The following is a 25,864-nucleotide window of genomic DNA, read 5'->3' as shown; positions in this document are numbered from 1 at the left end:
CCTAGACCTCGAGGATCTCTTCTTCCTTGTGCTTCAGGAAGGCGTCGAGCTCAGCGACCTTCTCGTCGGTCAGCTTCTGCAGCTCGCTCTCGGCGCGATGCTCGTCGTCGGCGCCGACCTCGCCCGCGTCGCGCAGCTCACGCAGGTCCTGCATCGTGTCGCGACGGGCGTTGCGGATGCTGATGCGGCCGTCCTCGGCGATGTTGCGGACGACCTTGACGAGCGATCTGCGCCGCTCCTCGGTCAGCTCCGGGATCGACAGGCGGATCAGGTTGCCGTCGTTGTTCGGCGTGAGGCCGACGTCGGACTCCATGATCGCCTTCTCGATCGCCTTGATCGAGCCCTTGTCGAACGGCTGCACCGACAGCAGGCGCGCCTCCGGGGCGGAGATCGTCGCCAGCTGCTTCAGCGGCGTCTGCGCGCCGTAGTACTCGACCATGATGCGGTCGAGCAGCGCCGGCGTGGCGCGTCCCGTGCGGACCGACCCGAACTCGTGGCGGGTGGCCTCGACCGACTTCCCCATGCGCTCGCGCGCGTCCTTCAGCAGATCTTCGATCATGTCCTCACCAGGGTCCCGACTCGATCTCCGGAAACTATCCGATCGATGTTGCGCTCGTCGCCCATGTTGAAGACGACGATCGGGAGTCTGTTCTCCATGCAGAGCGTCAGCGCGGTCGAGTCCATCACGCGCAGGCGCCGTTCGATCGCCTCCATGTGGGTGATCTCCGGGATGAAGACGGCGTCCGGGTCCTTCGCCGGGTCGGCGCTGTAGACGCCCTCGACACCGTTCTTCGCCATCAGGATCACCTCGGCGTGCATCTCGATCGCGCGCAGCGCGGCGGCCGTGTCCGTCGTGAAGAACGGGTTGCCGGTGCCGGCCGCGAAGATGACGATCCTGCCCTTCTCGAGGTGGCGCATCGCGCGGCGGCGGATGTACGGCTCGGCGACCTCGGAGATCGCTATCGCCGACTGCACGCGCGTCTGCACGTCCTGCTTCTCGAGCGCGTCCTGCAGCGCGAGCGCGTTGAGGACGGTCGCGAGCATGCCCATGTAGTCGCCGGTCGCGCGGTCCATGCCGGAGGCCTGCGCGGCCAGCCCACGGAAGATGTTGCCGCCGCCGACGACGACGGCGACCTCGACCCCGCGGCTCTGGATCGACGCCAGCTGCCGCGCGATCGCGGTGATCTTCTCCGGGTCGGTGCCGTAGTCGAGCGAGCCCATGAGGGACTCGCCCGACACCTTCACGAGGACGCGTCTGAACGCCGCGCCCTCTGCGTGAGGGGGCTCAGTCGCCAACGGCGAACCGGGAGAAGCGGCGGATGACGACGTTCTCGCCGGTCTTGGAGCCGAGCGCCGCGCGGATCTCCTCGATCGTGCGGCCGTCGTACTTGTCGCCGTTGACGTGCACCTGACGCAGGAGGACGACCTCCTTGAGCCACGAGTCGATCTTGCCCTGGACGATTCTCGGGCGGATCGCCTCCGGCTTGTCGGCGTACTGCTCCTCGGCGATGCGGCGCTCGCGCTCGATGTCCTCGGCCGGAACGCCGTCGTCGTCGACCGACACGGGGCCGGCGGCGGCGATGTGCAGCGCGAGATCCTTCGCGAAGCCGATGAAGTCGTCGTTGCGAGCGACGAAGTCGGTCTCGCAGTCGACCTCGACGAGCACGCCGATCTTGCCGTTGGCGTGGATGTAGGACTGGACGGTGCCCTCGCTGGTGCCGCGGTCGCCGCGCTTCTCGGCCTTCGCGATGCCCTTGATGCGGAGCGCCTCGATCGCCTTCTCGAGGTCGCCGTCGGCCTCGACGAGGGCCTTCTTGCAGTCCATCATGCCGGCGCCGGTGCGTTCACGCAGCGCCTTCACGTCCTGGGCGGAAATGCTCATGCGGTGGGCTCCCCCTCGGAGCCGGAGTCGGTGTTCGTGGTGGTCGCGGCAGGGGCCTCGGCCGGAGCGGCCTCGGCGGGAGCGGCCTCGGCGGGAGCGGACTCAGCGGGGGCAGCGGGCTCGGCCGGGGCGGCGGGCTCGGCGGGCGCGGCAGCCTCGGCGGGCGCAGCGGCCTCGGCGGGGGCGGCGGCCTCGGCCGGAGCGGCCTCAGCCGGCGCGGCGGCCTCGGCGGCAGCGGCGGCCTGCGCCTGCTTCGCGGCCTCGGCGGCCTGCGCCTCCTGCGCGGCCTGCGCCTGCTGGGCGGCCTGGGCGGCCTGCGCGGCGGCGGCCTCCTGGGCCTCTCTTCTGGCGGCGGCCTCGGCCTCGCGGCGGGCGGCGTCCTCGGCCTCGCGCTTGGCGCGCTCCTCGGCGTCGCGGCGGGCGCGCTCCTCGGCGTCGCGGCGGGCCTTCTCCTCGGCCTCGCGGCGGGCGCGCTCCTCTTCGGCGCGGAAGACCTCGCGGCCCTCGCCGATGACGGTGCCGAGCGCTCTCGTGATCGTCAGGCACGACTTGATCGCGTCGTCGTTGCCGGGGACGACGTAGTCGACCTCGTCCGGGTCGCAGTTGGTGTCGACCAGGCCGATGATCGGGATGCGGAGGCGTCTGGCCTCCTTGACGGCGATCGCCTCGACCTTGAGGTCGACGACGAACATCGCGTCGGGCACGCGGCCCATGTTCTTGACGCCGCCGAGGTTGGCGCGCAGTCTCTCCAGGTCCGCTCTGGCGGCGAGCCGCTCGCGTGTCGGGAGCAGGTCGAGCTGACCCTCTCTCTCGTAGCGCTCGAGGTCGTGCAGCCGCTTGATGCGGTTGGTTATCGTGCCGAAGTTGGTCAGCAGGCCGCCGAGCCAGCGGTGGTTGACGTACGGCATGCCGGCCGCCTCCGCGACCTCCTTGATGCCGTCGCGCGCCTGCTTCTTGGTGCCGACGAAGAGGACCGTGCCGCCGCGATGGGCGATGGCGGAGGCGAACTCCTGGGCCTCGGTCAGCAGCTCCTGCGTCTTGAGCAGGTCGATGATGTAGATCCCGGCGCGCTCGCCGTGGATGAAGCGGCGCATCTTCGGGTTCCAGCGACGCGTCTGGTGACCGAAGTGGACGCCGTTCTCGAGCAGCTCTTTGAGGTCGACCTGACCGGCAGGCATGGTGTGGCTCCTTGGTGGAAGTGCGGGACTGCGTCCGGTCGCCGATCGCGCGGAACTCGATGCGGGCGCACCGAGCAGGGCCGCGGACCGTGAAGCGTCCGGGTTCGTTTGACTGCGTACAGCTCCTAAGTCTACGCGACGAGGACGAGAACGCCCTCGTGCCTCACGTCAGCTGCGACTCCAGCCGCGCGAGCACCGCGGCGAGGTCCGGCGGCAGCGGCGCGGAGACGTCGACCTGCTCGCCGCTGAGCGGGTGCTCGAAGGCGAGCCGGGTCGCGTGCAGGAACTGCCGCTGGAGGCCGAATCTGCCCGCTCTGCCGTACTCCGGGTCGCCCACGACCGGGTAGCCGATCGCCTGCAGGTGGACGCGGATCTGGTGCGTGCGGCCGGTCTCCAGCACGACCCGCAGCAGCGCCGAGTCGGGCAGCGCGCGCTCCAGCGTGAAGTGGGTGCGGGCGTCGCGCGGGTCGTCGGTCTCGGTCGACATGCGCGTGCGCACGCGACGGTCGCGCCCGATCGGCGCGTCGATCGTGCCCGAGCGCGCCGGCGGCGTCCCCTCGACCAGCGCGTAGTACTCGCGCCGCACCTCGCGCGCCTCGATCATCGCCTTCAGCAGCCGGTGCGACTGCTCCGACTTGGCGACGACGAGCAGGCCGGAGGTGTCGCGGTCGAGGCGGTGGACGATGCCGGCGCGGGCCGGGTCCTCGCCGCCCGCGGCGCGACCGGAGAGCGCCTGCGACAGCGTCCCGGTGCGGTGGCCCGGGGCTGGATGGACGACGACGCCGGCCGGCTTGTCGACGATCAGCAGGTGCTCGTCCTCGTAGGCGATCTCGTACGGCGCGTCGCCGGCCGGCTCGAGCTCGACCTGCGGCTCGGGCGCGACCTCGACCCGCTCGCCGACCTGCAGCTTGTGGCGCTTGGGCTGGGCGGCGCCGTCGACGGTCACGAGACCGGCGTCGATCAGGCGCTGCGCCTTCGCGCGGGATCCGAGCGGGGTTGCGAGGAAGCTGTCGAGCCGCTCCCCCGCGTCGCCCTCAGCGGCTTCCAGCCGCAGCGGTTCGGCCATGTCCGAACTCCAGTACGACGACGAGCACGATCACGCCGCAGGTGATCGCGATGTCGGCGACGTTGAACGACGGCCAGTGCGGGAACTCGATGAAGTCCGTCACATAGCCCTGACGTATGCGATCGACGAGGTTGCCGATCGCGCCGCCCAGCAGCATCCCGGTCGGCAGCCACAGCAGCGGCCGCGTCGGGTTGCGGGCGAAGAAGCCGACCAGCAGCGCCAGCGCGGCGAAGGTCACGACCAGCACGATCGCGCCGCCGCCGCCGAGGAAGCCGAAGGCGACGCCGTCGTTGTGGACGTGGCCGATGTCGAGGAACGGCAGCACCTCGTTCTTCTCGCCGACCGCGACGTCGGCGCGCACGAGGCCCTTCGTCAGCTGGTCGAGCACGAGCACGACCAGCGCGACGGCGCCGGCCCGCAGCCACATCGTCCCTGAGCCGCTCACGGCTGGATCGCGCCGACGACGATCCGCCAGACGATGATCAGCGCGAAGGTCGCGACCATCGGGCTGAGGTCGAGCGGGCCGAAGTTCGGCAGGAAGCGGCGGAAGAGGTTGAGGTACGGCTCGACGACCTGTCTGAGGAACTCGAAGATCGCACTGCTCCAGCGCGAGTACGGCACGCGCACGCCGACCGAGAAGACGATCGACACGACTATGTACGCGAAGATCAGGATCAGGTAGACGGTGAAGAGCGCATCGACGTAGTCGGCGATCGTCCCTCGCGTCGAGGCGAGGACGAGGCCGCTCATCTGCGCCCCCCGTGGACGACCGCGTCGGCGGCCGCCTGGAAGCCGGTGCGCAGGTTGTGCGCGTCGAGCGCGGCCAGGCCGCGGGCGGTCGAGCCGCCGGGCGAGGTGACCGAGCGCCGCACCGCGAGCGTGTCGCCGTCTCTGGCGGCGAGCAGCTCGATCGTGCCGGCGACCGTCTCGCTGACGAGCACCGACGCGGTCGGCGCCGGGATCCCCAGCCGCACGATCGAGTCGACCCACGCCTCGACGACGAGCGCGACGTACGCCGGCCCGACGCCCATCGCCGCGGTCGCCGCGTCGATCAGCCTGTCGTCGAGTCTGACGACGGTCGCGCTGCGCTCCAGCAGCGTCACGACCCGCTCGGCGAGATCGTGGTCGACGTCGGCGTCGTGGGCGACGCAGATCACGCCGCGGCCGACCTCGACGGCGACGTTCGGCATCAGCCGGAAGACCGGGCGGCCGGGATAGGCCGCCTGCAGCGCGCTCAGCGGCACGCCGCCGAGGATCGAGACGATCGGCGCGTCGCCGACGGCGGCGATCTCGGCCGCGACCTGGTCGAGCTGGTCGGGCTTGTGGCAGAGGAACAGCAGCTCGGCTCGCTGCGCCAGCTCGATGTTGGAGGCGAGCGCCTCGCCGCCGAGCTCGGCCGCGAGGTCCTCGGCGCGACGCTGGATCGCGTCCGTGCAGAGGACCGGGTCACCCCAGCCGCGCGCGAGCGCGCTGGCCATGTTGCCCGATCCGATCAGTCCCACCTGCATAGAAGCGGAAGCGTAGCGGAGCGACTCGCTCCGCCCGCTTCCCCTCACGACTGGTTGAAGAAGCCCTTCTCGATCAGCCGGGCGCGCTCCTCCGCGGAGACCTCGACGTTGCGCGGCGTCAGCAGGAAGACCTTGTCGGCGATCCGCTGCATGCCGCCGTCGAGCGCGTAGGTGAGGCCCGAGGAGAAGTCGATCAGCCGCTTGGAGAGATCGGTGTCCGACCCCTGCAGGTTGAGGATGACCGGGATCGAGTCCTTGAACTTGTCCGCCACGTCCTGGGCGTCGTTGAACGACTTGGGTACGACGAGATGCACGCGGACCTCCCCGCTGCGACCGTTGCGAACGCCCGCACCGCCACCGCCTCCACCGCCGCCCGTGCCGCCGACCGGTCGCAGGACGCTCGTGCGCCGCTGCAACGGCTCGTCGTCGGCGAAGATGTCGTCGATCTCGTCCCGGCGCCGGCGGCTGCTGCTGAGCCGGCGCACGTTCGGGCGCTCTCGGTACTGGTCCTCGAGGTCGGCCTCGGGCTCGGTGTACTGCTGCTGCCGCTCACGCTCGCGGTCACGACCGCCGCGCTCAGGCGCGCGGTCGTACTCGGGTTCGTCGTCGTAGTCGTGCTCGACGGCGAGGCCGAAGTAGACGAGCGCGCGGTGCCAGGTGTCGCGAAATGCCATGACGGTGAAGTGGTTCGCGCAGGGCGGATGAATCCCTGCAACGCACTCCCCATTATGCGCTTCACCGGTTGTTCACGCGCCCAGGGCGCATCCGCGCTCCGGGCGGAGGCCGGCTCAGACGTACAGCGTCGAGCCGAGCCGGACGATCGTCGCGCCCTCCTCGACGGCGACCTCGTAGTCCTGCGAGGTGCCCATCGACAGCTCGCGCAGGCCGTGACGCTCGGCCAGCTCGCGCAGCGCGGCGAAGTGGCGGCGGTTGCCCTCGGCTCTGCGCGCGAGCGGCGGCATCGTCATCAGCCCGACGACCGGGACCGGGCAGCGCGCGACGAAGGCGGCCAGCTCGTCTGGCGCGACGCCGCTCTTCGACGCCTCGCCGGCGACGTTGACCTCGATCAGCACCTCGACGTCGCTGCCGCTCGCGTGCCTGGCCAGCTGCTCCAGCACGGAGTCGGAGGAGACCGAGTGGATCAGCCGCGTGAACGGCAGGATCTGCTTGACCTTGCGGCTCTGCAGATGGCCGATGAAGTCCCATGTGAAGCGGTTCGGGTAGGCGGCCGCCTTCGCCTCCAGGTCCTGCGCGCGGTTCTCCCCCAGCAGCGTCAGGCCGGCCTCGGCGAGGATCGCGACCGACTCCAGCGGCACGTACTTGACCGCCGCCAGCAGCTGCACGTCGCCGGGCGCGCGGCCCGCCAGCGCGGCGGCGACGTCGATCCGCTCGCGCGCCTCGTCGACGTTCGCTCGCACTTTGTGCACGTCGAGGTCGTAGATCAGCTGCGCCATGCCACACCCGCCTGTCGTCCGGTCACGCCGTCGCGCCGGTAGGAGAAGAACAGCGACGGGTCGGAGCAGATCGTGCAGAGGCCGGCGTCGTGGACCTCGCCGACGCCCGCCGCCTTCAGCTTCTTGCGCGCGATCGCCTTCAGGTCGATCCGGTCGCCGTCGAGCACGCCGTCGCCGTAGCGGGCGAACGCCGCGCGCACGTCGTCGCCGACCTGGTAGCAGCAGCGGCCGGCGCCGGGGCCGATCGCGGCCGCGACGTGGCCGTCGGCGCCCAGCTCGCGCAGCGCTCTGACGCCCTCCTCCAGCACGCCGCCCGCAAGCCCCCGCCAGCCGGCGTGGACCATCGCGACGGCACCGCAGGCGATCAGCGCGACCGGCAGGCAGTCGGCCGTCAGCACGAGCGGCGCGACGTCCGCCAGCGCGGTCGCCTGGCCGTCCGCCGGCGTCGGCTCGGCGTCCGGGTCGGGCTGCAGGCAGACCCGTCTGACGACCGTCTCGTGGACCTGCAGGCCCTGCGCGATCTGCGCCCGGGGGATCCGCAGCGCCTGCGCCAGCAGCTCGCGGTTGCGCTCGACGGCGGCCGGCTCGTCGGCGGTCAGCCGGCCGAGGTTGAGCGAGGCGTAGGGGCCCTGCGAGACGCCGCCGCGGCGGGTCGTGAAGAGCGCGCTGCCGCCCGGCAGCTCGATCGCGACGTGGTCGCCCTGCCAGGCGAAGGGAGCGGGAAGGTCCACGTCGCGGATGGTAGCCACGCCGCCCGCCGCATCTGTAGCCGCCCGGCGCCGCGCCCCCGCGTCAGCCGCCCACCCGCGTCAGCCGCCGGCCGCCGCCAGCGCGACCGTCAGCTCGGCCTCGCGCCCGGCGACCTCGCCGTCGCGCTTGGCGGCGAGCGCGGCGGCGAGGCCGCGGCCGACCGCCGCCCCCTGCGGGACGCCGGCGCGGCGCAGGTCGCCGCCGTCGATCTCCAGCCGCACGTGCCTCAGCTCGTCGCGCCAGCGCGCGACCGCGGCCGCGGCCTCCGCGCCGCCGAGCGCGCCGGCGAGCGCCGCCAGCTCCGGCCCGGCGCCGTCGAGCGCCGCCGCGATCGCCGACGCTCTCCCCTCCGCGGCCCGCAGCCGCTGCGCCACGCGCCCGCTGCGCTGCGCGGCGGCGACGACCGCGTCGCGCTCGCGCGCCGCGAAGCCGAGCGCGTCGAGCCACGCGCCGAGCCGCCTGCCGACGCCGCGCGTCGCGACCGCGAGCAGCAGGAGATCGTCGCGGCCGTCGTCTCGCGACGAGCCGCCGCCAGCGCCCGGTGCGCCGCCCGCCTCCCCCGCGGCGCCGCCCGCCATCAGCGCCCGCGCCGAAGCCGCCAGCTCAGCGTCGAACCCGAGCCCCGGCACGAGCGCGTCGCCGTCGCCCCAGCCGCAGACCCACGCGAGCGCATCCGCGGCGGCCGGCTCGCGCAGCAGCAGCCGCAGCTCTCTGCCGATCCGCGTCGCGGTCACCGTCGCCAGCGCGCCGCCGGCGACCGCCTCGCCGGCCAGCCGCGCCGTCTCGCGCTCGACGCCGAAGCCGAGCCGCGTCGCGTAGCGGACGAGCCGCAGCAGCCGTGTCGGGTCGTCCAGGAACGACTGCGCGTGCAGCACGCGCAGCTCGCCCTCCGCGAGGTCGTCGAGCGCATGCGCGACCGCGTCGAGCCGCCCGGCGAGCGTCAAGGCGATCGCGTTGATCGTGAAGTCGCGCCGCGCGAGGTCCTGCGCGAGCGTCCCCGGCCGCACCTCCGGCAGCGCCCCCGGCCGCGCGTAGGTCTCGGCCCGCGCTCGCACGAGGTCGTAGGACCTGGCGCCGGCCGTCACCGTCGCGGTGCCGAAGCGATCGTGCACGAGCAGCTCGCCGCCGAGCCCCTCGGCCAGCCGCGCCGCCAGCTCCGCCGCGTCCCCTTCGACGACCAGGTCGAGGTCGAGCGGCAGCCCGCCGAGCAGCAGGTCGCGGACCGCGCCGCCGACCACGTGCAGGCGCGAATCGCCCGCCAGCACGTCGAACAGGGGCGCGGCGGCGGGGAGCGCGCGCAGCCGCGCGGGCAGCTCGTCGGGGGAGATCGTCACGGGCCTGTACTACCATGCGCGGCCGATGCCGAGCCCGAAGCCACGCCGTCGGCGCGGTCTGCTCGTCGCCCTCGTGGCCGCCGCCGTCCTGCTGATCGCGGGCGGCGCGGCGGCTTTCCTGCTGCTGCGGGAGCCTGGCGACGTCTCCAATCCGGATGTCGCCTTCACCGCGACGACGGAGCCGACCGACACCACCACGACGGCCCCGCCCAAGCCGAGAGCGAGAGCGAGACCGGTCGACACCTTCTCGTGGCCGACCTACGGCCTGACCGACTCGCGCACGCGCGACTGGTCCTCTGCCCCCGGCTATCTGAGACCGCCGTTCAAGCGCGGCTGGACCTACCGCGACGACGTCCTGATCGAGTTCCCGCCGGTGATCAGAGGCGCGACGCTGTACGTCTTCAACGACGACGCCTGGCTGCGCGCGATCGACAAGGTCAGCGGCGCGATCAAGTGGCGCCAGCACGTCGGCAAGCTGGCCGCCTCCTCGCCGGCGATCGGCGACGGCAACGTCTACGTGACCGTGCTCGCGCGCCAGGACGACGACGGCGCCGGCCGCGTCGCGGCCTTCCGCGAGCTGGACGGCAAGCCGCTGTGGTCGAAGGACCTGCCGAGCCGCGTCGAGTCCTCGCCGCTGCTGCGCAACGGGCTGCTGTTCTTCGGCAGCGAGAACGGCACCGTCTACGCGCTCAACGCCAGAAACGGCAACACGCGCTGGACCTACCAGGCTGCCGGCGCGGTCAAGGGCGCGCCCGCCTACGCCGACGGCAACCTCTACTTCGGCGACTACGGCGGGAAGGTGCAGGCGGTGCGGGCACGCGACGGCAAGCGCGTCTGGCAGGTCGGCACCAACGGGACGAAGTTCGGCTTCGGCTCGGGTCAGTTCTACTCGACGCCGGCGGTCGCCTTCGGCCGCGTCTATCTCGGCAACACCGACAGCCGCGTCTACTCCTTCTCGGCCAAGGACGGCGCGCTCGCGTGGGCGACCGGGACCGGCGGCTATGTCTACGCCGCGCCGGCGGTCGCGAACGTCAGCGGGCTCGGGCCGACCGTCTTCGCCGGCTCCTACGACGGCAACTTCTACGCCTTCGACGCGCAGTCGGGCTCGGTCCGCTGGAAGTACGCCAGCGGCAACCGCATCTCCGGCTCGCCGACGCTGGTCGGCGGGGTCGTCTACTTCGCCAACCTCGGCGCCTACGACACGCACGGGCTGAACGCGCGCACCGGCAAGCAGGTCTTCTTCTTCAGAGAGGGCGCCTACACGCCGGTCGTCGCCGACCGCCGCGCTGTCTACCTGGTCGGCTACAACAACATCTTCGAGATGCTGCCGACGCGCAGACCGAGAGCGTGGAGACGGGCGCAGGCGGCGGCCGTCGAGGCGGTCCGCGTCGAGCGCGGGCAGCTGGCGAGACTGCTGGCGGCCAAGAGCAGACCCGCCACAAGAGCCAGAGCCAGAAGAGCCGCTCGCAGAGCCAGAGCCAGAAGACGCTCCGGCTAGAGCACGACCAGCCCGCGGATCCAGCGCGAGGCGAAGCGCAGCCCGAACAGCGTCAGCAGCGGATAGGTGCCGTCGGCCAGCGACCAGCCGAGCACGTAGGCGCCGTTGTCGCCGATCCCGAAGAAGCTGCCGTGCTCCCAGGTGCCGAACAGCAGCTGCTCGGCGTACTTGACGATCAGGCTGAAGGTCGCGAACAGGACGCACTGCACCAGCAGCGACTCGCGCTCGCGCACGCCGAGGTAGAGCCACGTGAGGATGAAGCCGATCCACAGCAGCGTGTGCAGCGCGTTGTTGACCCACGGCAGGAAGCTCATCGCGCCGGCCTTGTAGAGCAGCCAGTTGGCGAGGAAGACCGACGGCCCCCAGACGAGCCCGATCGCGACGAACGTCCGCCGCTCGCGCGGCTCGATCGTCTTCGTCCCGAGCGCGCGCACCATCACGAACAGCGCGCCGTAGAAGACCAGCAGCGCGGCGACGCGCGGAACCGTCACGGTGACGTGGTCGGGCGGCAGCGGCACGGCGCGCTCACCGCCTCCCGGCGGCGATCAGCGGCGCCGCGTAGTGCGCCAGCCCCATCACCGTCAGCTGCGGGTTGACGGAGATCGAGCTCGGGAAGACGCTCGCGTCGCAGACGTGCAGGTTGTCGAAGCCGTGGACGCGCAGCTGCGGATCGACGACGCCGCGGCGCGGGTCGGCCGAGATCGCGTTGCCGCCCTGCGGGTGTCCGGTCCCGAGCGTGACGTAGTCGGGATCCATCACCAGCTCGGCGATCCGCGGCAGCTCGGCGGCGCTGCGCATCTCGTCCCAGCCCCAGGTGTTCAGCATCACCCGCTCGGCGCCGGCCGCGAACAGCAGCTCGCCGAGCAGCGTCAGCCCGCGCCCGAGCGTTCTGAGGTCCTCCGGCCGCGGCCGGTAGGAGATGTCGGAGCCGCCGGTCAGCGCCCGTCTGACGCGCGCGTTGCCGGCCGTCCCGGCGATCACGCCGACCGCCATCAGGTGGTCGTAGCGGCGCATGTTGTCGAAGTGGCGCTCGAACCAGCCGGGCATGTTCAGCGCCTGCGCGACCGGCGGGTTGAACCAGGTCTCGAAGACGAAGCCGTGCTGCTGCTGCGGGATCCCGTAGTGGGAGATCTGCAGGCCGTCGTAGGCGCGCACCGGCTCGGCGAACTCGGCCGTCAGCGGCGCGCCCATGTTGAAGCACAGCCCGCGCCCGACCGGCAGCCGCGGCCCGGGGCCGAACAGCCCGCCGATCCCGCTGCGCAGCAGCAGGTACGACGACGCGATCGCCCCCGCGGAGACGACCACGTCCTGCGCCCGGATCGTCACCATCCGGCCGCCCTTGCCGCCGCTGCCGCCGAGCCGCGCGCGCACGTCGGCGACGCGCGCCGGTCTGCCGCCGCTCGTGCGCAGCCGCTCGACCTCGCACTCGGCGACGATCCGCACGCGGCCGGGGAAGTCGGCCTGCGCGCGCGGCAGCGTGCGGTCGAGCATCGACAGCTTGCGGCCGTACGCGCAGCCGATGTTGCAGTAGCCGGAGCCGACGCAGTCGCGCACGTTCGCGCGCACGACCTCGCGCTCGAGCACCGCCGCGCCGCCGATCGCCGCCGCGCCTCTGAGGTAGAGCGAGCCGGAGCGGTTGAGCACCGCCTCGGTCTGCGTGTGGACGTCGAGGAAGGCCTCGACCTCGTCCCACGAGGCCGCCAGCCGCGTCAGGTCGAGCGCGGCGCCGCCGTCGTTCCAGCGTCTCAGCACCGGCTCGGGGGTGCGGAAGCAGACGGCGTTGTTGACGGTCGTCGAGCCGCCGACGCAGCTGCCCTGCAGCACGGTGAAGCGGAAGTCGGTCGTCTGCTGCATGATCCCGTCGCCGTACAGCTGGCCGATCATCTCGACCTCGTCCTCGCTGAACTGGTGCGGCTGCACGTACGGGCCCTTCTCCAGCAGCAGCACGTCGCGGCCGGCTCTGGCCAGCTCGTAGGCGAGGATCGCACCGCCGGCGCCGGAGCCGATCACGCAGACGTCGGCCTCGATCGTCTCGCCCTCGACGCTCTCCGGCGTGTCGACGCTGAGTCTCAGCGGCGCCGCCTTCGGCACCGGCCGGCCGCGCTGCGAGAAGGGCGTGTAGCCGATCGACGGCCACGCTCCCGGGTCGTTGTAGTAGCCGGCGAAGGAGAGCTGCTGGCCGACGCGGATCGTCACCTGCGTCAGGTTCTTGGCGAAGCGCGGCCACGGCGGCGGTCTGAGGAAGCGGCGCTGGAGGAAGTCGCGCCGGGCCTGCGGCTCGATCTGCGACAGCGGCGGCCAGCCGGCCAGCAGCGGCCGCAGCTCCAGCACCGCGAGCGCCAGTCTGTAGACCCAGACGCGGCGGGCGCGGATCGAGCCGACGTAGCGCTCGACGTTGGCGGCGATCTGGCGCGGCGGCACGGCCTCCGGCTCGTCGGCCTCGGCGGCGATCAGCACGTCGGCGAGCGCGAGCAGCGCACGCTGCTGGAGCGGGCCGAGGAAGGCGATCCGCTCGCGCGCTCTCCAGGCCGCGGAGGTCGCCGCCCACAGGCCGAGGCCGGCGGCGAGCTGTATCGCCAGCAGGATCCACAGCACGCCGCTGACGGTCGGCTCCCAGCCCCACAGCGGGAAGCGGTCGCCGGCGTCGAGCCGGAAGGCGAGGTAGGCGCCGTCGACGAGCGCGCTCAGCAGCAGCGCGCTGAGGGCAGGACCGGCGAGCGGCAGGTTGCGCCGCACATCGCCCGCGACCGTCCCGCACAGCAGCGCGATCCCGGCGCACAGCACGGTCGAGTTCGTCACGAACGGCAGCTGCGTGAACGCATCGCGCGTCCCGTGCAGCACGAACCCGGCGACGTACGCGAGCCCGAGCACCCCGAACAGCGCCGTCAGCCCGATCGCGACGCCGCGCAGGCGCCGCTCCGCCGCCGTCAGCTCCGCCTCGCCCGAGATCGCTTCGCCCGCCGCTGGCTCGCCCGCGGACGCCTCGCCCACGGACGCCTCGCCCGCGGACGCCTCCCCCGCGGACGCGGCCGGCGCCGAACCCCCCGGCGCGAGCGGATCCGCCAGCTCCGCCTTCAACGTCCACGCCCGCCCGCTGAGCCCGCCGACCCGCGCCGCCGCACGATGTGCACGCACGTACATCAACGCCGTCAGGCCCGTGATCACGCCGTCGAGCACGATCGCGCCCCACAGCACCGTCGCGATCGACGGGGTCGCGAAGCCGAGGTCGGCCGTCCCGCCCGTCGCGCCGAACAGCAGCGCCAGCACCATCGCCCCGACGCTCACCAGGTGCGCGGCGACGAACAGCACCACCACGTGCCCCCGCCGCCGCGGCGAGCCGGCCGCGTACAGCGCCGCGAGCGCCAGCAGCGTCACCTTCGGCACCGAGTTGGCGACGAACGGCGCGCGCCCGTAGAACGACTGCGCCGGCCCGGCCATCGGGCCGAGGAAGTAGATCAGCGCCGCCAGCAGCAGCACGAGGCCGAGCAGGCGCAGCAGCAGTCGCAGCTGCCGCTCCTCGTCGGTCAGGTCCCAGTCGCGATTCGCCCCGATCGCGCGACGCTAACGTCGCACCGGGAACCGGTCAAGCGCGCTCAGGCGCCAATCGGCCGGATCGAGACGCCGGCCCCGGCGAGATGCTGCTTGATCTGCTCGACCGTGAATCTGCCGTAGTGGAGGATCGAGGCGCACAGCACCGCGTCGGCCCCGGCCGCGAGCGCCTCGCTGAGGTGGTCGAGCGTGCCGGCACCGCCGGAGGCGATCACCGGGATCGAGACCGCCTCCGCGACCGCATGCGTCAGCGGCAGGTCGTAGCCGTCGTTGCTGCCGTCCCTGTCCATCGAGGTCAGCAGGATCTCCCCCGCCCCGCGCTCGGCGCCCTCGCGCGCCCACGCGACCGCGTCGCGCCCGGTCGGCGTGCGACCGCCCGCGACGAAGACCTCCCAGCCATCGCCGTCAGCCCGCTGCTTGGCGTCGATCGCGAGCACGACGCACTGCGCGCCGAACTGCTCGGCCATTTCGCCGATCAGCTCCGGCCGCTTGACCGCGGCCGAGTTGACCGCGACCTTGTCGGCGCCGGCGTCGAGGACCGCCTGCGCATCCTCGACCGAGCGGATTCCGCCGCCGATCGTGAACGGGATGAAGACGTTGTCGGCCGTCCGGCGCGCCAGCTCGACGACCGTCTCGCGCTGCGAGGAGGTCGCCGTGATGTCGAGGAAGACCAGCTCGTCGGCGCCGGCGGCGTCGTAGCGCTCAGCCAGCTCGATCGGGTCGCCGGCATCTCTCAGGTCGACGAAGTTCGTGCCCTTGACGACACGGCCGTTGTCGACGTCGAGGCACGGGATGACGCGCTTGGCGTGCACGGAGAGCAGCCCGCCTACGCCTTCGCCGCCGGCTTCAGCGCCTCCAGCGCCTCGCCGACGGTGAACTTGTTCTCGTACAGCGCCTTGCCGACGATCACGCCGTTGAGGTTGACCTGCCGCAGCGACGCGAGCGCCGCGAGGTGGTCGAGCGAGCCGATCCCGCCGGAGTAGATGAAGCTGCCCTTGACGGCGTCGGCGATCCCGCGCACCTCGTCGAGGTCGGGCCCGGTCAGCATCCCGTCGCGCTCGATGTTCGAGTAGACGAACTTCTTCACGCCGCGCCGCTGCAGATGGTCGATGACGGAGACGGCCTCCATCTCGGTCTGCTCGGTCCAGCCGGCGCTGGCGACCTTGCCGCCGCGCACGTCGACGGAGACGACGACGCGCCCGCCGTGGGCGGCGACGACGTCGTCGAGGAAGTCGACGTCCTTGAAGGCGGCCGTGCCGAGGATCACGCGCTCAGCGCCGGCGCTCAGCGCCGCGTCGACCGAGGCGCGCGAGCGCAGCCCGCCGCCGAACTCGACCGGCACGCCCAGCTCGGAGGCGATCCGCTGCAGGTGGTGGAGGTTGGCCGGTCTGCCGTCACGGGCGCCGTCGAGGTCGACGACGTGCAGCCATCTGGCGCCGCCCTCGACCCAGGCGCGCGCGGCGCTGAGCGGGTCGGCGTCGTAGACGGTCTCGTCGGCGAAGTCGCCCTGTCTGAGACGCACGGCGCTGCCGCCGCGGATGTCGATGGCGGGATAGAGGATCATGCGGTCGCTCGCGAGGGTTCGTGGTCGGGAAGGGCGCCGTCCGAGCCGCCGCACGCGGCGCTGAAGCTGGCAAGCAGCCTGAGACCGAACTGCGAGGACTTCTCGGGGTGGAACTGCACGCCGAAGACGTTGTCGCGCGCGACCGCGCTGACGAAGCGCTCGCCGTAGACGGCGGTGCCGAGCGCGTCGGAGGGATCGGTCGGGCGCACCACGAACGAGTGCACGTGGTAGAAGGCGACCGCCTCGGGCAGGGCGGCGTTGAGCCGCGTCGCGCGCTCGAAGCGGACGACGTTCCAGCCGATGTGCGGGACCCGCTCGCCCTTCGCGTCCAGCGGCGTGACCTCGCCGGCGAGCAGGCCGAGCCCGGTCGCCGGCTCGACCTCGACCGAGCGCTCGAACAGCAGCTGCATGCCGAGGCAGATGCCGAGCACCGGCACGCCGGCGGCGGCGCGCTCGCGCACGACCTCGTCCAGCCCCAGCTCGCGCAGGTTGCGCATCGCCCGCGGGAAGGCGCCGACGCCCGGCACGACGACGCCGTCGGCGGCGCGGATCCGCTCGTGGTCGCGCGTCACGACCGGCGTCGCGCCGACGTGCGCGAACGCCTTCTCGACCGAGCGGCGGTTGCCCATCCCGTAGTCGAGGATCGCGATCTGCGGGGCGGCGCTCATGCCGTGAGCGTCCCCTTCGTGCTGGGGACGCCCTTCTCCGTCGGGTCGATCGCGACGGCGGCGCGCAGCGCCCGCGCGAACGCCTTGAAGAGCGCCTCGACGATGTGGTGGATGTTCGTGCCGGCCTCCACCTTCAGGTGGAGCGCCATTCTGGCGTTGCCGGCGACGGCGCGGAAGAACTCCTCCGCCAGCTCGTTCTCGAAGTTGCCGATCGCGCCGGGCGGCAGCGACGCCTCCCAGGCGACGTAGGCGCGGCCCGAGATGTCGATGTGGGCGGAGGCGCGCGCCTCGTCCATCGGCACGGTCGCCGAGCCGTAGCGGTAGATCCCTCTGCGGTCGCCGAGCGCGCGGTCGATCGCCTGCCCGATGCAGATGCCGACGTCCTCGACGGTGTGGTGGGAGCCGGTCTGCAGGTCGCCGCTGGCGGCGACCGTCAGGTCGAGCCGGCCGTGGCGGGCGAGCAGGTCGAGCATGTGGTCGAAGAAGCCGACCCCGGTCTCGCGCTGCCCGGCGCCGTCGCCGTCGAGCCCGAGCGTCAGGTGGATGTCTGTCTCGCCGGTCTTGCGGTCGATCGTCGCGGTGCGGTCGCTCATGAGTCGAGATTCTCCCGCATGCGCGCCGCCATCGACTCGGCGTGCATCGTGAAGCCCTCCGCGTCGGCGATCGCGATCCCCGCGAGCGCGAGCTGAGAGGCAGCCTGGTCAGGGATCCGCACCTCCGCCATGCGGCGGACGAAGTGGCGCGCGCTGAGGCCCGAGGCGAAGCGCGCCGCGCCGTCGGTCGGCAGCGTGTGGTTGGAGCCGGCGACGTAGTCGCCGAAGGCGGTCGCGCCGCCGCGGCCGACGAACAGGCAGCCGGCGTTGCGGACGCCCGGCGCGAGCGCCTCGGCGCCGGGGCCGATCAGCTCCAGGTGCTCCGGTGCATAGGCGTTGGCGACCGCGAGCGCCTGCTCCAGGTCAGCCGTCTGCACGAGCGCGCCGATACCCGGCTCCGGGGTCAGCGAGAGCCCGTCGGAGAGCGCGTCGAGGTCCGACTCGTCGGGCGAGACGGCGACGACGAGCGAGTCGTGGCCGTGCTCCGCCTGCGCGCGCAGGTCGAGCGCGGCGAGCCGCACGTCGGCGCCGACGTCGAGCACGACGAGCAGGTCGCTGGGGCCGGCGAAGCCGTCGATCCCGACGAGGCCCGCGCCCTGCACCTGGCGCTTGGCCTCCTGCACCCACAGCGATCCCGGCCCGACGATCACGTCGACCGGCGCGACCGTCTCGGTCCCGTAGGAGAGCGCGGCGATCGCCTGCGCGCCGCCCATCCGGTACACCTCGGTCGCGCCCGCGAGCGCGGCCGCCGCGAGGATCGCCGGGTGGACGTCGCCGTCGGGGCCGGGCGGCGCGCACAGCACGACCTCCTCTACGCCGGCGGTGACAGCGGTCACGACGCCCATCAGGACGGTGCTCGGGTACGGCGCGCGGCCGCCCGGGACGTAGACGGCGGCACGACGGACGGGGATCTCGCGCAGGCGCACGGTCTGGCCGTGGCCGAGCGTCACCTCGCGCTCCTCGTCGAGCCCGACCGCGGCGACGACGCCGATGTTCTGCGCGGCGACCTCCAGCGCGGCCCGCACCTGCGGGTCCAGCGCGGCGAGCGCCGCCTGCAGCTCCGCGTCGCTGACGCGCAGCGGCTTCGGCTCCACCCCGCCGGTGTCGTGCGTGCGCGTCAGCTCGACGACGGCCGCGTCGCCGCGTCTGCGCACGTCGGCGAGGATCGCGGCGACCGGCTCGGCGACCGAGGCGCCGCCGGGCGCGAGCGCGCGCAGCTCGCGCGCGAGCTGGTCGACGTGGCTCAGGCCGGCGAGCGTGAACCGCTCAAGCCGCACGCAGCCGCTCCACGATCGCGTCGATCGCACCGGCCTTCAGCTTGTGCGCGACCGGGTTGGCGATCAGGCGCGCCGTCGTCGTCGCGATCTCCTCGCGCACGACGAGGCCGTTCTCGCGCAGCGTCGTGCCGGTCGCGGTCAGGTCGACGATCGCGTCGACCATGCCGGTCAGCGGCGCCAGCTCGACCGAGCCCTTGACCTCGACGATCTCGGCCTGGCGGCCGGTGCGGGCGAAGTGCTGGAGCGCGATCTTGCGGTACTTGGTCGCGACCCGCATCACGCCGAGGCGGCGCAGCGCGCGAGCGCCGGCGTCGTCGCCGGCGACCGAGGCGAGAACCATCGTGCAGCGGCCGAAGCCGAGGTCGAGCAGCTCGTAGACCTCGCGCTCGGGCTGCTCCATCAGCACGTCCTTGCCGGTTATGCCGATGTCGGCGGCGCCGGCCTCGACGTAGGTCGGCACGTCCGAGGGCCGCATCGTGACGATGCCGACGTCCTCGAACAGCAGCTTGCGGTCGTTGGCGCGGACCTCGCTGGTGTCGATCCCGAGCCCGTCGAGCAGGTCGAGCGACTCCTTCATCAGCGCACCGCGGGGAACCGCGATGACCAGCCTCTCGTGCAGCGCGCTCATTCGCTCCGCTCCCCCGCCAGCGCCACGTGGACGCGGTCGATCGTCAGCGCCCAGCCGACGGCGGGCAGCGAGCGGCCGAAGCGGCCGAGCAGGTCGTCGTAGCGACCGCCGCCGCCGAGCGGGTTGCCGAGCTTCGGGTCGTAGACCTCGAAGATCGCGCCCGTGTAGTAGTCGAGGTCGCGCACGAGCCCGAGGTCGAAGATGATCCGCTCCGCGACGCGCGGCTCGAGCCGGTCGTGGATCAGCCGCAGCCCCTCGGCCGCGTCCTGCGCGACGCCGTCGAGCTGGTCGAGCAGCTCGGGGCCGCCGCGCAGCTGCGGGATCCGCTTCAGCTGCTCGACCGCCTCCGGGTCGGGCAGCAGCAGCTGGTCGATCTCGCGCCCGAGGCCGACGAAGTCACGCGAGACCAGCTCGTGCAGGATCCGCGCGCGGGCGTCGCCGTCGATCCCGTGGCTGTCGAGCAGCGTCTGGTAGAGCCCGACGTCGCCGAGGCCGATCTTGTACTCGCGCAGGCCGATCGCGTCGAGCGTGTCGCACAGCAGCGTCAGCGCCTCCGCGCTGCCGGCCGGCGCCGGCGCGCCGATCAGCTCGATCCCGGCCTGCAGGAACTCGCGCGACTGCCCGCGCTGCGGCTTGACGCCGCGGTAGGCGTGGGCGAAGTAGCAGAGCCGCAGCGGCAGCTCGGCGGTCGCGAAGCGGGTCGCGACCAGGCGCGCGATCGGCACCGTCATGTCCGAGCGCAGCGTCAGCACGTGGCCGGCCTCGTCGAACAGGCGGTAGGCGGGCAGCGCGCCGCCGACACCGCCGATCGCGAGCGTGTCCTCGTACTCGAGCGCCGGCGTGGCGACCTCGCCGTAGCCGGCGCGCTCGAAGATGCCGTGCGCCGCGGCCAGGATCGACCGCAGCTCGCGCATCTCGTCGGGCAGCACGTCGCGCGTGCCGCTGGGAATCGGATGGATCATGGGAGATCCCTCCTCAGTGGGCGTGAATGCGCTCGCTGTCCTCGACGCGCTCGATGCGCGCGCCCAGCGCCCGCAGGCGCTCGTCGATCCGCTCGTAGCCGCGGTCGATCTGACGGATGTTGCCGATCTCGGTCGTCCCCTCGGCGGCGAGCGCCGCGATCAGCATCGCCATGCCAGCACGGATGTCGGGCGACTCGACGCGCTCGCCGCGGAGGCGGCGAGGACCGACGACAAGCGCGCGATGCGGATCGCAGATCGTGATCGCAGCGCCCATCAGCTGGAGCTTGTCGGTGAAGAAGAGCCGGTTCTCGAACATCTTCTCGTGGATGATGACCGAACCCTCCGACTGCGTCGCGAGTGCGAGCGCGATCGAGGTCAGGTCCGCCGGGAAGGCCGGCCACGGGCCGTCCTCGACCTTCGGCTGGTAGCCGCCAGCGTCGTTGGTGATCACGAGCTTCTGGTTGCCGGGCACGAACAGGTCGTTGCCGCGCAGCTCCGTCTCCAGCCCGATGCGGGCGAAGACGAGCCGGACCATCCGCAGATCCTCGGGATAGGTGTCCTTGATCAGCAGCTCGCCGCCGGTGACGGCGGCCAGCGCCATGAAGGAGCCGATCTCGATGTGGTCGGGGCCGATCCGGTGCTCGCAGCCGTGCAGCCTGTCGACGCCGTGGACGGTCATCACGTTGGAGCCGATCCCGTCGATCTGCGCGCCCATCTTCACGAGCATGCGCGCGAGGTCCTGCACGTGCGGCTCGGAGGCGGCGTTGCGGATGACGGTCGAGCCGGGCGTCAGCGCGGCGGCCATCAGCGCGTTCTCGGTCGCCATCACCGACGGCTCGTCCATCAGGAAATCGCAGGCGGTGAGGCCGCGCGGCGCCGTCAGGAGGATGTCGCGGTCGTGCTCGATCGTCGCGCCGAGCGCCTTGAAGGCGTCGAGATGCGGGTCGAGCCGGCGACGGCCGATCACATCGCCGCCGGGTGGCGGCATGTTCGCGCGGCCGTAGCGCGCGAGCAGCGGACCGGCAAGCAGGAACGAGGCTCGGATCCGCTCGGACAGCCTGCGGTCGAGGTCGGTTCTGGAGACCCCTTCCGCGCGGATCGCGACCTCGTTCTCGCCGATCCACTCGGCCTTCGCGCCGAGATCGGCGAGCAGCTCGATCTGCGACTGCACGTCGCTGATGCGAGGAACGTTGCTGAGGACGACCTCGTCGTCGGTCAGCAGGGTCGCGGCAACGATCGGCAGAGCGCCGTTCTTGTTGCCTGCGGGCACGAACGTGCCGGAAAGCGGCACGCCGCCTTGTATGACGAACTTCTCCATAAGAGGGGGATGGCGCCGGCTCCGCAAATCGGTCACGGAGATGGGGTCGGTACCGGTGCGCTGAGCTAGGGTAACAGCCATGCCAGGGGGGATTTCGCGCGACGAGGCTTGGACCCTCCTTTGCGAGTGGACAGAATCGGATTCGCTGCGCCGTCACATGCTCGCCGTCGAGGGCTCGATGCGGGCGTATGCGCGCCACTTTGGCGAAGATGAAGAAATCTGGGGCGTCACCGGCCTGCTCCACGATCTCGACTACGAGAGATTTTCGTCGCTCAAGGACGGCCATCCGCGGATCGCGATGGCGGAGTTGCGGCAACGCGGCGTCGCGGATGAGATCATTCGGGCGATCGGATCGCACGCCGACGAGATGGGGCTGTCGCGTGACTCGACGATGGAGCGGGCGCTCTACGCCGTCGACGAGCTGAGCGGCTTCGTCGTCGCGTGCGCCTACGTCCGGCCCGAGGGGCTCGCAGGCATGACGCCGAAGTCGGTCAAGAAGAAGATGAAGACGGCGAGCTTCGCGGCGGCGGTCGACCGCGACCAGCTGCGCCGCGGCGCGGAGGAGCTGGGCGTCGAGTTCGACGCCCACGTCGCCTTCACGATCGCCGCGCTGCAGCCGCACGCCGACGTCCTGCTCGCGAGAGACGCCGCCCCGGACGCCGCTCCCGCCACCGGCGCCGCCCCGGACGCCGCTCCCGCAACCGGCGCCGCCGCAGACGCCGCTCCCGCCGCCGGTGCCGCGCCGGACGCCCCCTCCGTCGCCGCCGACGACCCGCCCGCGCCCGACCCGCAGCGCTGATGCTCGGCGCCTACCGCGTTCTGCTGCGTCCCCCGGGGACCGCGCGGCTGATCGTCTCGCTGCTGATCGGGCGGATCCCGATCGGGATCTTCTCGCTCGCGATCGTGCTGCTGGTGAGAGCGGAGACGGGGTCGTTCGCGCAGGCCGGCGCGGCCTCCGCGGCGTGGGCGATCGGCGCCGGCGTGCTGGCGCCGGTGCAGGGGCGGCTGGTCGACCGCTTCGGCCAGCCGGCCGTGCTGATCCCGTCGACGCTCGCGAACGCGCTCGCGGTGATCGGCGTCGTCGTCTGTGCGCGCAGCCACTCGCCGACGTGGGCGCTCTGCTTCTTCGCGTTCGTCGGCGGCGCCGGGCTGCCGCCGCTGGGCGCGTGCATGCGCTCGGTCTGGGCGCAGGTGTTCGAGCACGACACCGACGCGCGCACGACCGCCTACACGTTCGAGGGGATCGTGGCCGAGGCGTTCTTCATCGTCGGGCCGGTGATCACGACGGTGCTGATCGCGGTCTCCTCGACGAGCGTCGCGCTGATCGCGGCGGTCGTGCTGTCGCTGACGGGGACGATCTGGTTCGCGACCGCGCCGCTGGCGCGGTCGTGGAAGAGCAGCGAGCCGCACGAGCGCACGCGCGCGGGCGCGATGGGCTCGCCGGGGATGCGGACGCTGATGCTGGCGCTCGTGCCGACGGGGATCTCGTTCGGGGCGCTGGAGGTGGCGATGCCGGCGTTCGCCGCCGAGCACGGCGCCGAGGCCGAGTTCGCGGGCGTGCTGCTGTCGATCATGGCGGCCGGCAGCGTGGTCGGCGGCGTCTGGTACGGCGCGCGCCAGTGGACCACGCCGGTGGTCGAGCGCTTCATCGTGCTGCACGTTCTGCTGGCGGTCGGGACGCTGCCGCTGCTGCTGGCGACGTCGATCCCGGTGATGGCGGTGATGGCCGCGATCGCCGGCCTCGCGCTCGCCCCCTCCGCCGCCGCGGGCTACCTGCTGATCGACCACGTCGCCCCGCCGGGCACGACGACCGAGGCGACGACCTGGATGATGACCTCCAACGTCGCCGGCGCCGCCGCCGGCGCGGCGCTCGCGGGCGTGATCGTCGAGGCCTCCAGCGCCCGCTGGGGCATCGCGCTCGCCTGCGCGGGCCCCGTGATCGGCGCGATCGTCTCGGTCACGCTGCGCAGAACCCTCCTCCCCGCCCCCGGCTCGGTCGCGGCCACCGAGGCCGAAGCCTCCGCCGCCAGGCCCGCCGCCGCAGAAGCGGTCGAGCGCTAGCCGCGCCCGCGCCGCGCCGGAGCCCGGCCGCTTTCCCGCGCGCTGCCGCCCTACTGCCAGCGCCCGCCGGCGGTGGCCCAGGCGCGCAGGTGATCGGTCGTGCAGAAGGCGTCGGCGATGCGGTGCTCGCCGCGATGGCGGACGAGCAGCACGCGCGTGTCGTCGAGCGCGGCGTCGCAGTGGGCGCAGCGCGACAGCGCCGGCTCGTCGCGCGGCTGCTCGGCAAGTCTGCCGGCCTCCCAGTGCGGCCCCTGGATCGCCCACGGCACGACGTGCTCCAGGCGGCAGAAGACGGCGACCCGCTCGCCGGCCTGCTCGGCGGCGCGATAGCCGTCGCTCGGCTCGACTTCGACACCGCACCAGCTGCATCTCAGCGCGCTCACAGCCGAGACCCTAGCGCCCATAGCACCTCTCGACAGCACCCACCGTCGACAGGTTTCCGGAGCGACCCCGTGGGCTATCGTCCGCCGCATGTCAGAGCCGCTGAAGATCACGATCCTCGAAGGTGACGAGACCGGCCAGGAGCTGCTCGACCAGGCCGTCCGCGTGCTCGACCCGGAGGTGACGGGTCTGGCGCTCGAGCTCGAACGCTTCGACCTCTCGCTGGAGAACCGCCGGGCGACCGACAATGCCGTCGTCCACGAGGCCGCCGTCGCGATGCGCGCGTCCGGCTTCGGCATCAAGGCCGCGACGATCACGCCGGAGGGCGCCGACGACGTCGGCTCGCCGAACCGGATCCTCCGCGAGGAGGTCGACGGCAAGGTCATCATCCGCACCGGCCGCCGCATCCCCGGCGTGACGCCGATCGCCGGCGTCCATTACCCGATCTCGATCGTCCGCATGGCGATCGAGGACGCCTACGGCGCCAAGCAGTGGCGCGAGGGCGACGCCGGCGCCGCCGACGAGGTCGCCTACCGCACCGAGCACGTGACCCGCTCGACCTGCCGCGCGGTCTCCGAGTACGCCTTCCGCGCGGCGCGCGGGATACAGGCGCGCGTCTACGGCGGCCCGAAGTGGACGGTCTCGCCGATCTACGAGGGGATGCTGAAGGAGGAGATGGACGCGGCCGCGGCCCGCCACTCCGACGTCCCCTACGAGCCGGTCCTGATCGACGCGACGTACGCCGGCCTGGTGAGCGGCGCGGCCGACCAGCCGCTGGTCGTCCCGGCCCTGAACCGCGACGGCGACTGCCTCTCCGACCTCGTGCTGCCGATGTTCGGCTCGATCGCGGGTGCGGAGTCGGTGCTGCTCGGCTTCGACGAGAACTACGAGACCCAGGTCGCGATGGCCGAGGCGCCGCACGGCACCGCCCCGGCGCTGAGAGGCAAGGACGTCGCCAACCCGATGGCGATGCTGCTGGCCGCCGGCGCGGTTCTGCGCCACGCGGCCGAGAGCGGTCACGCGGGCGCCGAGCGCGCCTCGCGGGCGGTCTACGAGTCGGTCCTCGAGGCGATCGCCACGGGCGTCAAGACCCCGGACCTCGGCGGCCACGCCGGCACGACCGAGTTCACCGACGCGGTCATCAGCCGCATCCGCACCAAGATCGAGGTCTGGTCCACCCTCGGCTAGCCCGAGGCCGCCCCGCCCCCACCGCGGCGCGCCGCGCGCCCAGCACCACCGCGCCCAAGCAGCACCGCGCCCCAGCAGCACCGCCACACCAGAGCGCCGCGTCCCAGACGCGGCGCTTTCTCGTTCGGCCGCGCGCACGGGACGCCGAAGCCCGCGCGCACATCGGTTCGGCTCGACGCCTGCGCCGACGCGAACAGACGCTCGCGCCTCGTGCAATTTTCCTTGCAGTCGCTTGCACAGGATTTGCCCGTAAATACGGGACATTTCGCGTTTCTCGTCGCACCAGAGCGACCCTTCCGCGATTCCATCCGCTAGCAGCACTACCTTTGCGAACACATGTTCTCTTCACGTGCACCCAAGCTGATCGGCGCGGCATTGATGGATCTCGCCGAGGCGATGCTCCGTCCCGTCGACGCTGACGGTCTCGAGCACGCGCAGGACACGGCCCTCGCGGCCGCCGGCGACGACTGGCTCACCGAGCAGCTGTTCGCCGGCGAGTTCGCCTCGCGTCCGGGCCTCGCACCTGCGCCGGCCCGCACCCTGCGCGCCGCCAGACGCACCGAGCCGACGCTGCCCCGCCTCGATCGCGCTCGTCGTCCGGGCATGATCGAGCGCACCGAGCAACCCTGCACCTCCCCGCTCCCCGCCCGCACGCCTCTGCACGGCCTGCGCGCGAGCTGAGCCCCGCGCAACCCTCGACCGCGCATCGCTCGCTGGGGCGGGGGCCGGGCTGCCGGGCTCAGCGCGTCTCCCGCGCACGTAGCGCGACGCCGAGCCCCGTGAAGTCGTGGTCGTTCTACGACCCAAACTTCACGCGCATCGACGGGACCGCTGCACAGCCGAACCGGCGAGCGGGGCCCTGGCCGAGCCGGGCCCGAGACGATGGGGGGTTAAACGTGTGCAGCCCCGGCCACAATGTGGTCGGGGCTGCACAACACATAAGAACCGGCGGCGTCCTACTCTCCCAGGCCCTTGCGGGCCAAGTACCATCGGCGCTGAGAGGCT

Annotated in this window: 28 protein-coding genes; 5 read left to right on the top strand and 23 right to left on the bottom strand. The window is 72.5% G+C overall.

What is annotated here, in order from left to right; all coding sequences use genetic code 11:
• Position 1: 1 nt before the first annotated feature.
• From frr to Q7L73_RS23540, 12 genes are all read right to left on the bottom strand, one after another.
• Complete coding sequence (gene frr / locus Q7L73_RS23595; protein WP_304694879.1) at positions 2-559, bottom strand: ribosome recycling factor; 558 nt, start codon at positions 557-559, stop codon at positions 2-4.
• On the bottom strand, positions 556-1,296 hold the full coding sequence (pyrH, locus tag Q7L73_RS23590; RefSeq protein WP_370552654.1) for a UMP kinase: 741 nt from the start codon (positions 1,294-1,296) through the stop codon (positions 556-558). The genes frr and pyrH overlap by 4 nt, the downstream gene beginning before the upstream one ends.
• Positions 1,286-1,882, bottom strand: coding sequence for a translation elongation factor Ts (gene tsf, locus Q7L73_RS23585; RefSeq protein ID WP_304694875.1), 597 nt, complete (start codon positions 1,880-1,882; stop codon positions 1,286-1,288). The genes pyrH and tsf overlap by 11 nt, the downstream gene beginning before the upstream one ends.
• Positions 1,879-3,060, bottom strand: coding sequence for a 30S ribosomal protein S2 (gene rpsB, locus Q7L73_RS23580; RefSeq protein WP_304715680.1), 1,182 nt, complete (start codon positions 3,058-3,060; stop codon positions 1,879-1,881). The genes tsf and rpsB overlap by 4 nt, the downstream gene beginning before the upstream one ends.
• 163 nt (positions 3,061-3,223) lie before the next feature.
• On the bottom strand, positions 3,224-4,126 hold the full coding sequence (locus Q7L73_RS23575; protein WP_304696281.1) for an RluA family pseudouridine synthase: 903 nt from the start codon (positions 4,124-4,126) through the stop codon (positions 3,224-3,226).
• Positions 4,095-4,571, bottom strand: coding sequence for a signal peptidase II (gene lspA / locus Q7L73_RS23570; RefSeq protein ID WP_304696279.1), 477 nt, complete (start codon positions 4,569-4,571; stop codon positions 4,095-4,097). The genes Q7L73_RS23575 and lspA overlap by 32 nt, the downstream gene beginning before the upstream one ends.
• The gene (locus Q7L73_RS23565) at positions 4,568-4,876 is read right to left on the bottom strand and encodes a YggT family protein (protein ID WP_304696277.1); all 309 of its coding nucleotides are present in this window, start codon (positions 4,874-4,876) and stop codon (positions 4,568-4,570) included. Before Q7L73_RS23565 ends, lspA begins: the two co-directional genes overlap by 4 nt.
• On the bottom strand, positions 4,873-5,634 hold the full coding sequence (locus tag Q7L73_RS23560; protein WP_304696275.1) for a pyrroline-5-carboxylate reductase: 762 nt from the start codon (positions 5,632-5,634) through the stop codon (positions 4,873-4,875). Before Q7L73_RS23560 ends, Q7L73_RS23565 begins: the two co-directional genes overlap by 4 nt.
• A gap of 44 nt (positions 5,635-5,678) precedes the next feature.
• Positions 5,679-6,308: a cell division protein SepF gene (locus Q7L73_RS23555; RefSeq protein ID WP_304696274.1), complete on the bottom strand. Its 630-nt coding sequence runs from the start codon at positions 6,306-6,308 to the stop codon at positions 5,679-5,681.
• A gap of 114 nt (positions 6,309-6,422) precedes the next feature.
• On the bottom strand, positions 6,423-7,088 hold the full coding sequence (locus Q7L73_RS23550) for a YggS family pyridoxal phosphate enzyme (protein WP_304696272.1): 666 nt from the start codon (positions 7,086-7,088) through the stop codon (positions 6,423-6,425).
• A complete protein-coding gene (locus Q7L73_RS23545; protein WP_304696270.1) occupies positions 7,076-7,819 on the bottom strand; it encodes a polyphenol oxidase family protein in 744 nt (247 codons plus the stop codon). Before Q7L73_RS23545 ends, Q7L73_RS23550 begins: the two co-directional genes overlap by 13 nt.
• 78 nt (positions 7,820-7,897) lie before the next feature.
• On the bottom strand, positions 7,898-9,172 hold the full coding sequence (locus tag Q7L73_RS23540; RefSeq protein ID WP_304715679.1) for a hypothetical protein: 1,275 nt from the start codon (positions 9,170-9,172) through the stop codon (positions 7,898-7,900).
• Positions 9,173-9,197: 25 nt separating this feature from the next.
• Between Q7L73_RS23540 and Q7L73_RS23535 the strand changes: the two genes are divergently transcribed.
• The gene (locus Q7L73_RS23535; protein ID WP_304695649.1) at positions 9,198-10,670 is read left to right on the top strand and encodes a PQQ-binding-like beta-propeller repeat protein; all 1,473 of its coding nucleotides are present in this window, start codon (positions 9,198-9,200) and stop codon (positions 10,668-10,670) included.
• On the opposite strand, the gene Q7L73_RS23530 is transcribed toward Q7L73_RS23535, so the two are convergent.
• The 10 genes from Q7L73_RS23530 to murA all read right to left on the bottom strand — a co-directional run bounded on the left by Q7L73_RS23530 (position 10,667) and on the right by murA (position 21,229).
• Complete coding sequence (locus tag Q7L73_RS23530) at positions 10,667-11,188, bottom strand: hypothetical protein (protein WP_304695648.1); 522 nt, start codon at positions 11,186-11,188, stop codon at positions 10,667-10,669. The two genes, Q7L73_RS23535 and Q7L73_RS23530, sit on opposite strands and share 4 nt — an antisense overlap.
• A gap of 7 nt (positions 11,189-11,195) precedes the next feature.
• The gene (locus tag Q7L73_RS23525; RefSeq protein WP_304695646.1) at positions 11,196-14,147 is read right to left on the bottom strand and encodes an FAD-dependent oxidoreductase; all 2,952 of its coding nucleotides are present in this window, start codon (positions 14,145-14,147) and stop codon (positions 11,196-11,198) included.
• Positions 14,148-14,263: 116 nt separating this feature from the next.
• Positions 14,264-15,031, bottom strand: coding sequence for an imidazole glycerol phosphate synthase subunit HisF (gene hisF / locus Q7L73_RS23520; protein WP_304695644.1), 768 nt, complete (start codon positions 15,029-15,031; stop codon positions 14,264-14,266).
• Between the two features lie 14 nt (positions 15,032-15,045).
• Complete coding sequence (hisA, locus tag Q7L73_RS23515) at positions 15,046-15,783, bottom strand: 1-(5-phosphoribosyl)-5-[(5-phosphoribosylamino)methylideneamino]imidazole-4-carboxamide isomerase (protein ID WP_304695642.1); 738 nt, start codon at positions 15,781-15,783, stop codon at positions 15,046-15,048.
• On the bottom strand, positions 15,780-16,451 hold the full coding sequence (gene hisH / locus Q7L73_RS23510) for an imidazole glycerol phosphate synthase subunit HisH (protein WP_304695640.1): 672 nt from the start codon (positions 16,449-16,451) through the stop codon (positions 15,780-15,782). Before hisH ends, hisA begins: the two co-directional genes overlap by 4 nt.
• A complete protein-coding gene (gene hisB / locus Q7L73_RS23505) occupies positions 16,448-17,044 on the bottom strand; it encodes an imidazoleglycerol-phosphate dehydratase HisB (protein WP_304695638.1) in 597 nt (198 codons plus the stop codon). Before hisB ends, hisH begins: the two co-directional genes overlap by 4 nt.
• Entirely contained in the window at positions 17,041-18,321 is a 1,281-nt protein-coding gene (gene hisD, locus Q7L73_RS23500; protein WP_304695636.1) for a histidinol dehydrogenase, read from the bottom strand. Before hisD ends, hisB begins: the two co-directional genes overlap by 4 nt.
• Positions 18,311-18,949: an ATP phosphoribosyltransferase gene (gene hisG / locus Q7L73_RS23495; RefSeq protein ID WP_304695634.1), complete on the bottom strand. Its 639-nt coding sequence runs from the start codon at positions 18,947-18,949 to the stop codon at positions 18,311-18,313. Before hisG ends, hisD begins: the two co-directional genes overlap by 11 nt.
• Entirely contained in the window at positions 18,946-19,911 is a 966-nt protein-coding gene (hisZ, locus tag Q7L73_RS23490; RefSeq protein WP_304695632.1) for an ATP phosphoribosyltransferase regulatory subunit, read from the bottom strand. The genes hisG and hisZ overlap by 4 nt, the downstream gene beginning before the upstream one ends.
• A 13-nt stretch (positions 19,912-19,924) precedes the next feature.
• Complete coding sequence (gene murA, locus Q7L73_RS23485; RefSeq protein WP_304695630.1) at positions 19,925-21,229, bottom strand: UDP-N-acetylglucosamine 1-carboxyvinyltransferase; 1,305 nt, start codon at positions 21,227-21,229, stop codon at positions 19,925-19,927.
• 157 nt (positions 21,230-21,386) lie between these two features.
• Between murA and Q7L73_RS23480 the strand changes: the two genes are divergently transcribed.
• A complete protein-coding gene (locus Q7L73_RS23480; protein ID WP_370552468.1) occupies positions 21,387-22,028 on the top strand; it encodes an HD domain-containing protein in 642 nt (213 codons plus the stop codon).
• Complete coding sequence (locus Q7L73_RS23475; protein ID WP_304695626.1) at positions 22,028-23,290, top strand: MFS transporter; 1,263 nt, start codon at positions 22,028-22,030, stop codon at positions 23,288-23,290. The genes Q7L73_RS23480 and Q7L73_RS23475 overlap by 1 nt, the downstream gene beginning before the upstream one ends.
• A gap of 50 nt (positions 23,291-23,340) precedes the next feature.
• Here the strand turns inward: Q7L73_RS23475 and Q7L73_RS23470 are convergent, their stop codons facing one another.
• A complete protein-coding gene (locus Q7L73_RS23470; protein WP_304695624.1) occupies positions 23,341-23,673 on the bottom strand; it encodes a hypothetical protein in 333 nt (110 codons plus the stop codon).
• Positions 23,674-23,761: 88 nt separating this feature from the next.
• Between Q7L73_RS23470 and Q7L73_RS23465 the strand changes: the two genes are divergently transcribed.
• Together Q7L73_RS23465 and Q7L73_RS23460 are read left to right on the top strand one after the other, a co-directional pair.
• The gene (locus Q7L73_RS23465) at positions 23,762-24,859 is read left to right on the top strand and encodes an isocitrate/isopropylmalate family dehydrogenase (RefSeq protein ID WP_304695622.1); all 1,098 of its coding nucleotides are present in this window, start codon (positions 23,762-23,764) and stop codon (positions 24,857-24,859) included.
• Between the two features lie 336 nt (positions 24,860-25,195).
• Positions 25,196-25,540, top strand: coding sequence for a hypothetical protein (locus Q7L73_RS23460; protein ID WP_304695620.1), 345 nt, complete (start codon positions 25,196-25,198; stop codon positions 25,538-25,540).
• Positions 25,541-25,864: the final 324 nt, after the last annotated feature.

It is taken from the genome of Conexibacter sp. CPCC 205762 (genome assembly GCF_030646155.1).
In the GTDB taxonomy this organism is placed as follows: Bacteria; Actinomycetota; Thermoleophilia; order Solirubrobacterales; family Solirubrobacteraceae; genus Conexibacter.
Note: the sequence above shows the minus strand (reverse complement) of the source record. Positions and strands in the feature narration are given on the sequence as shown.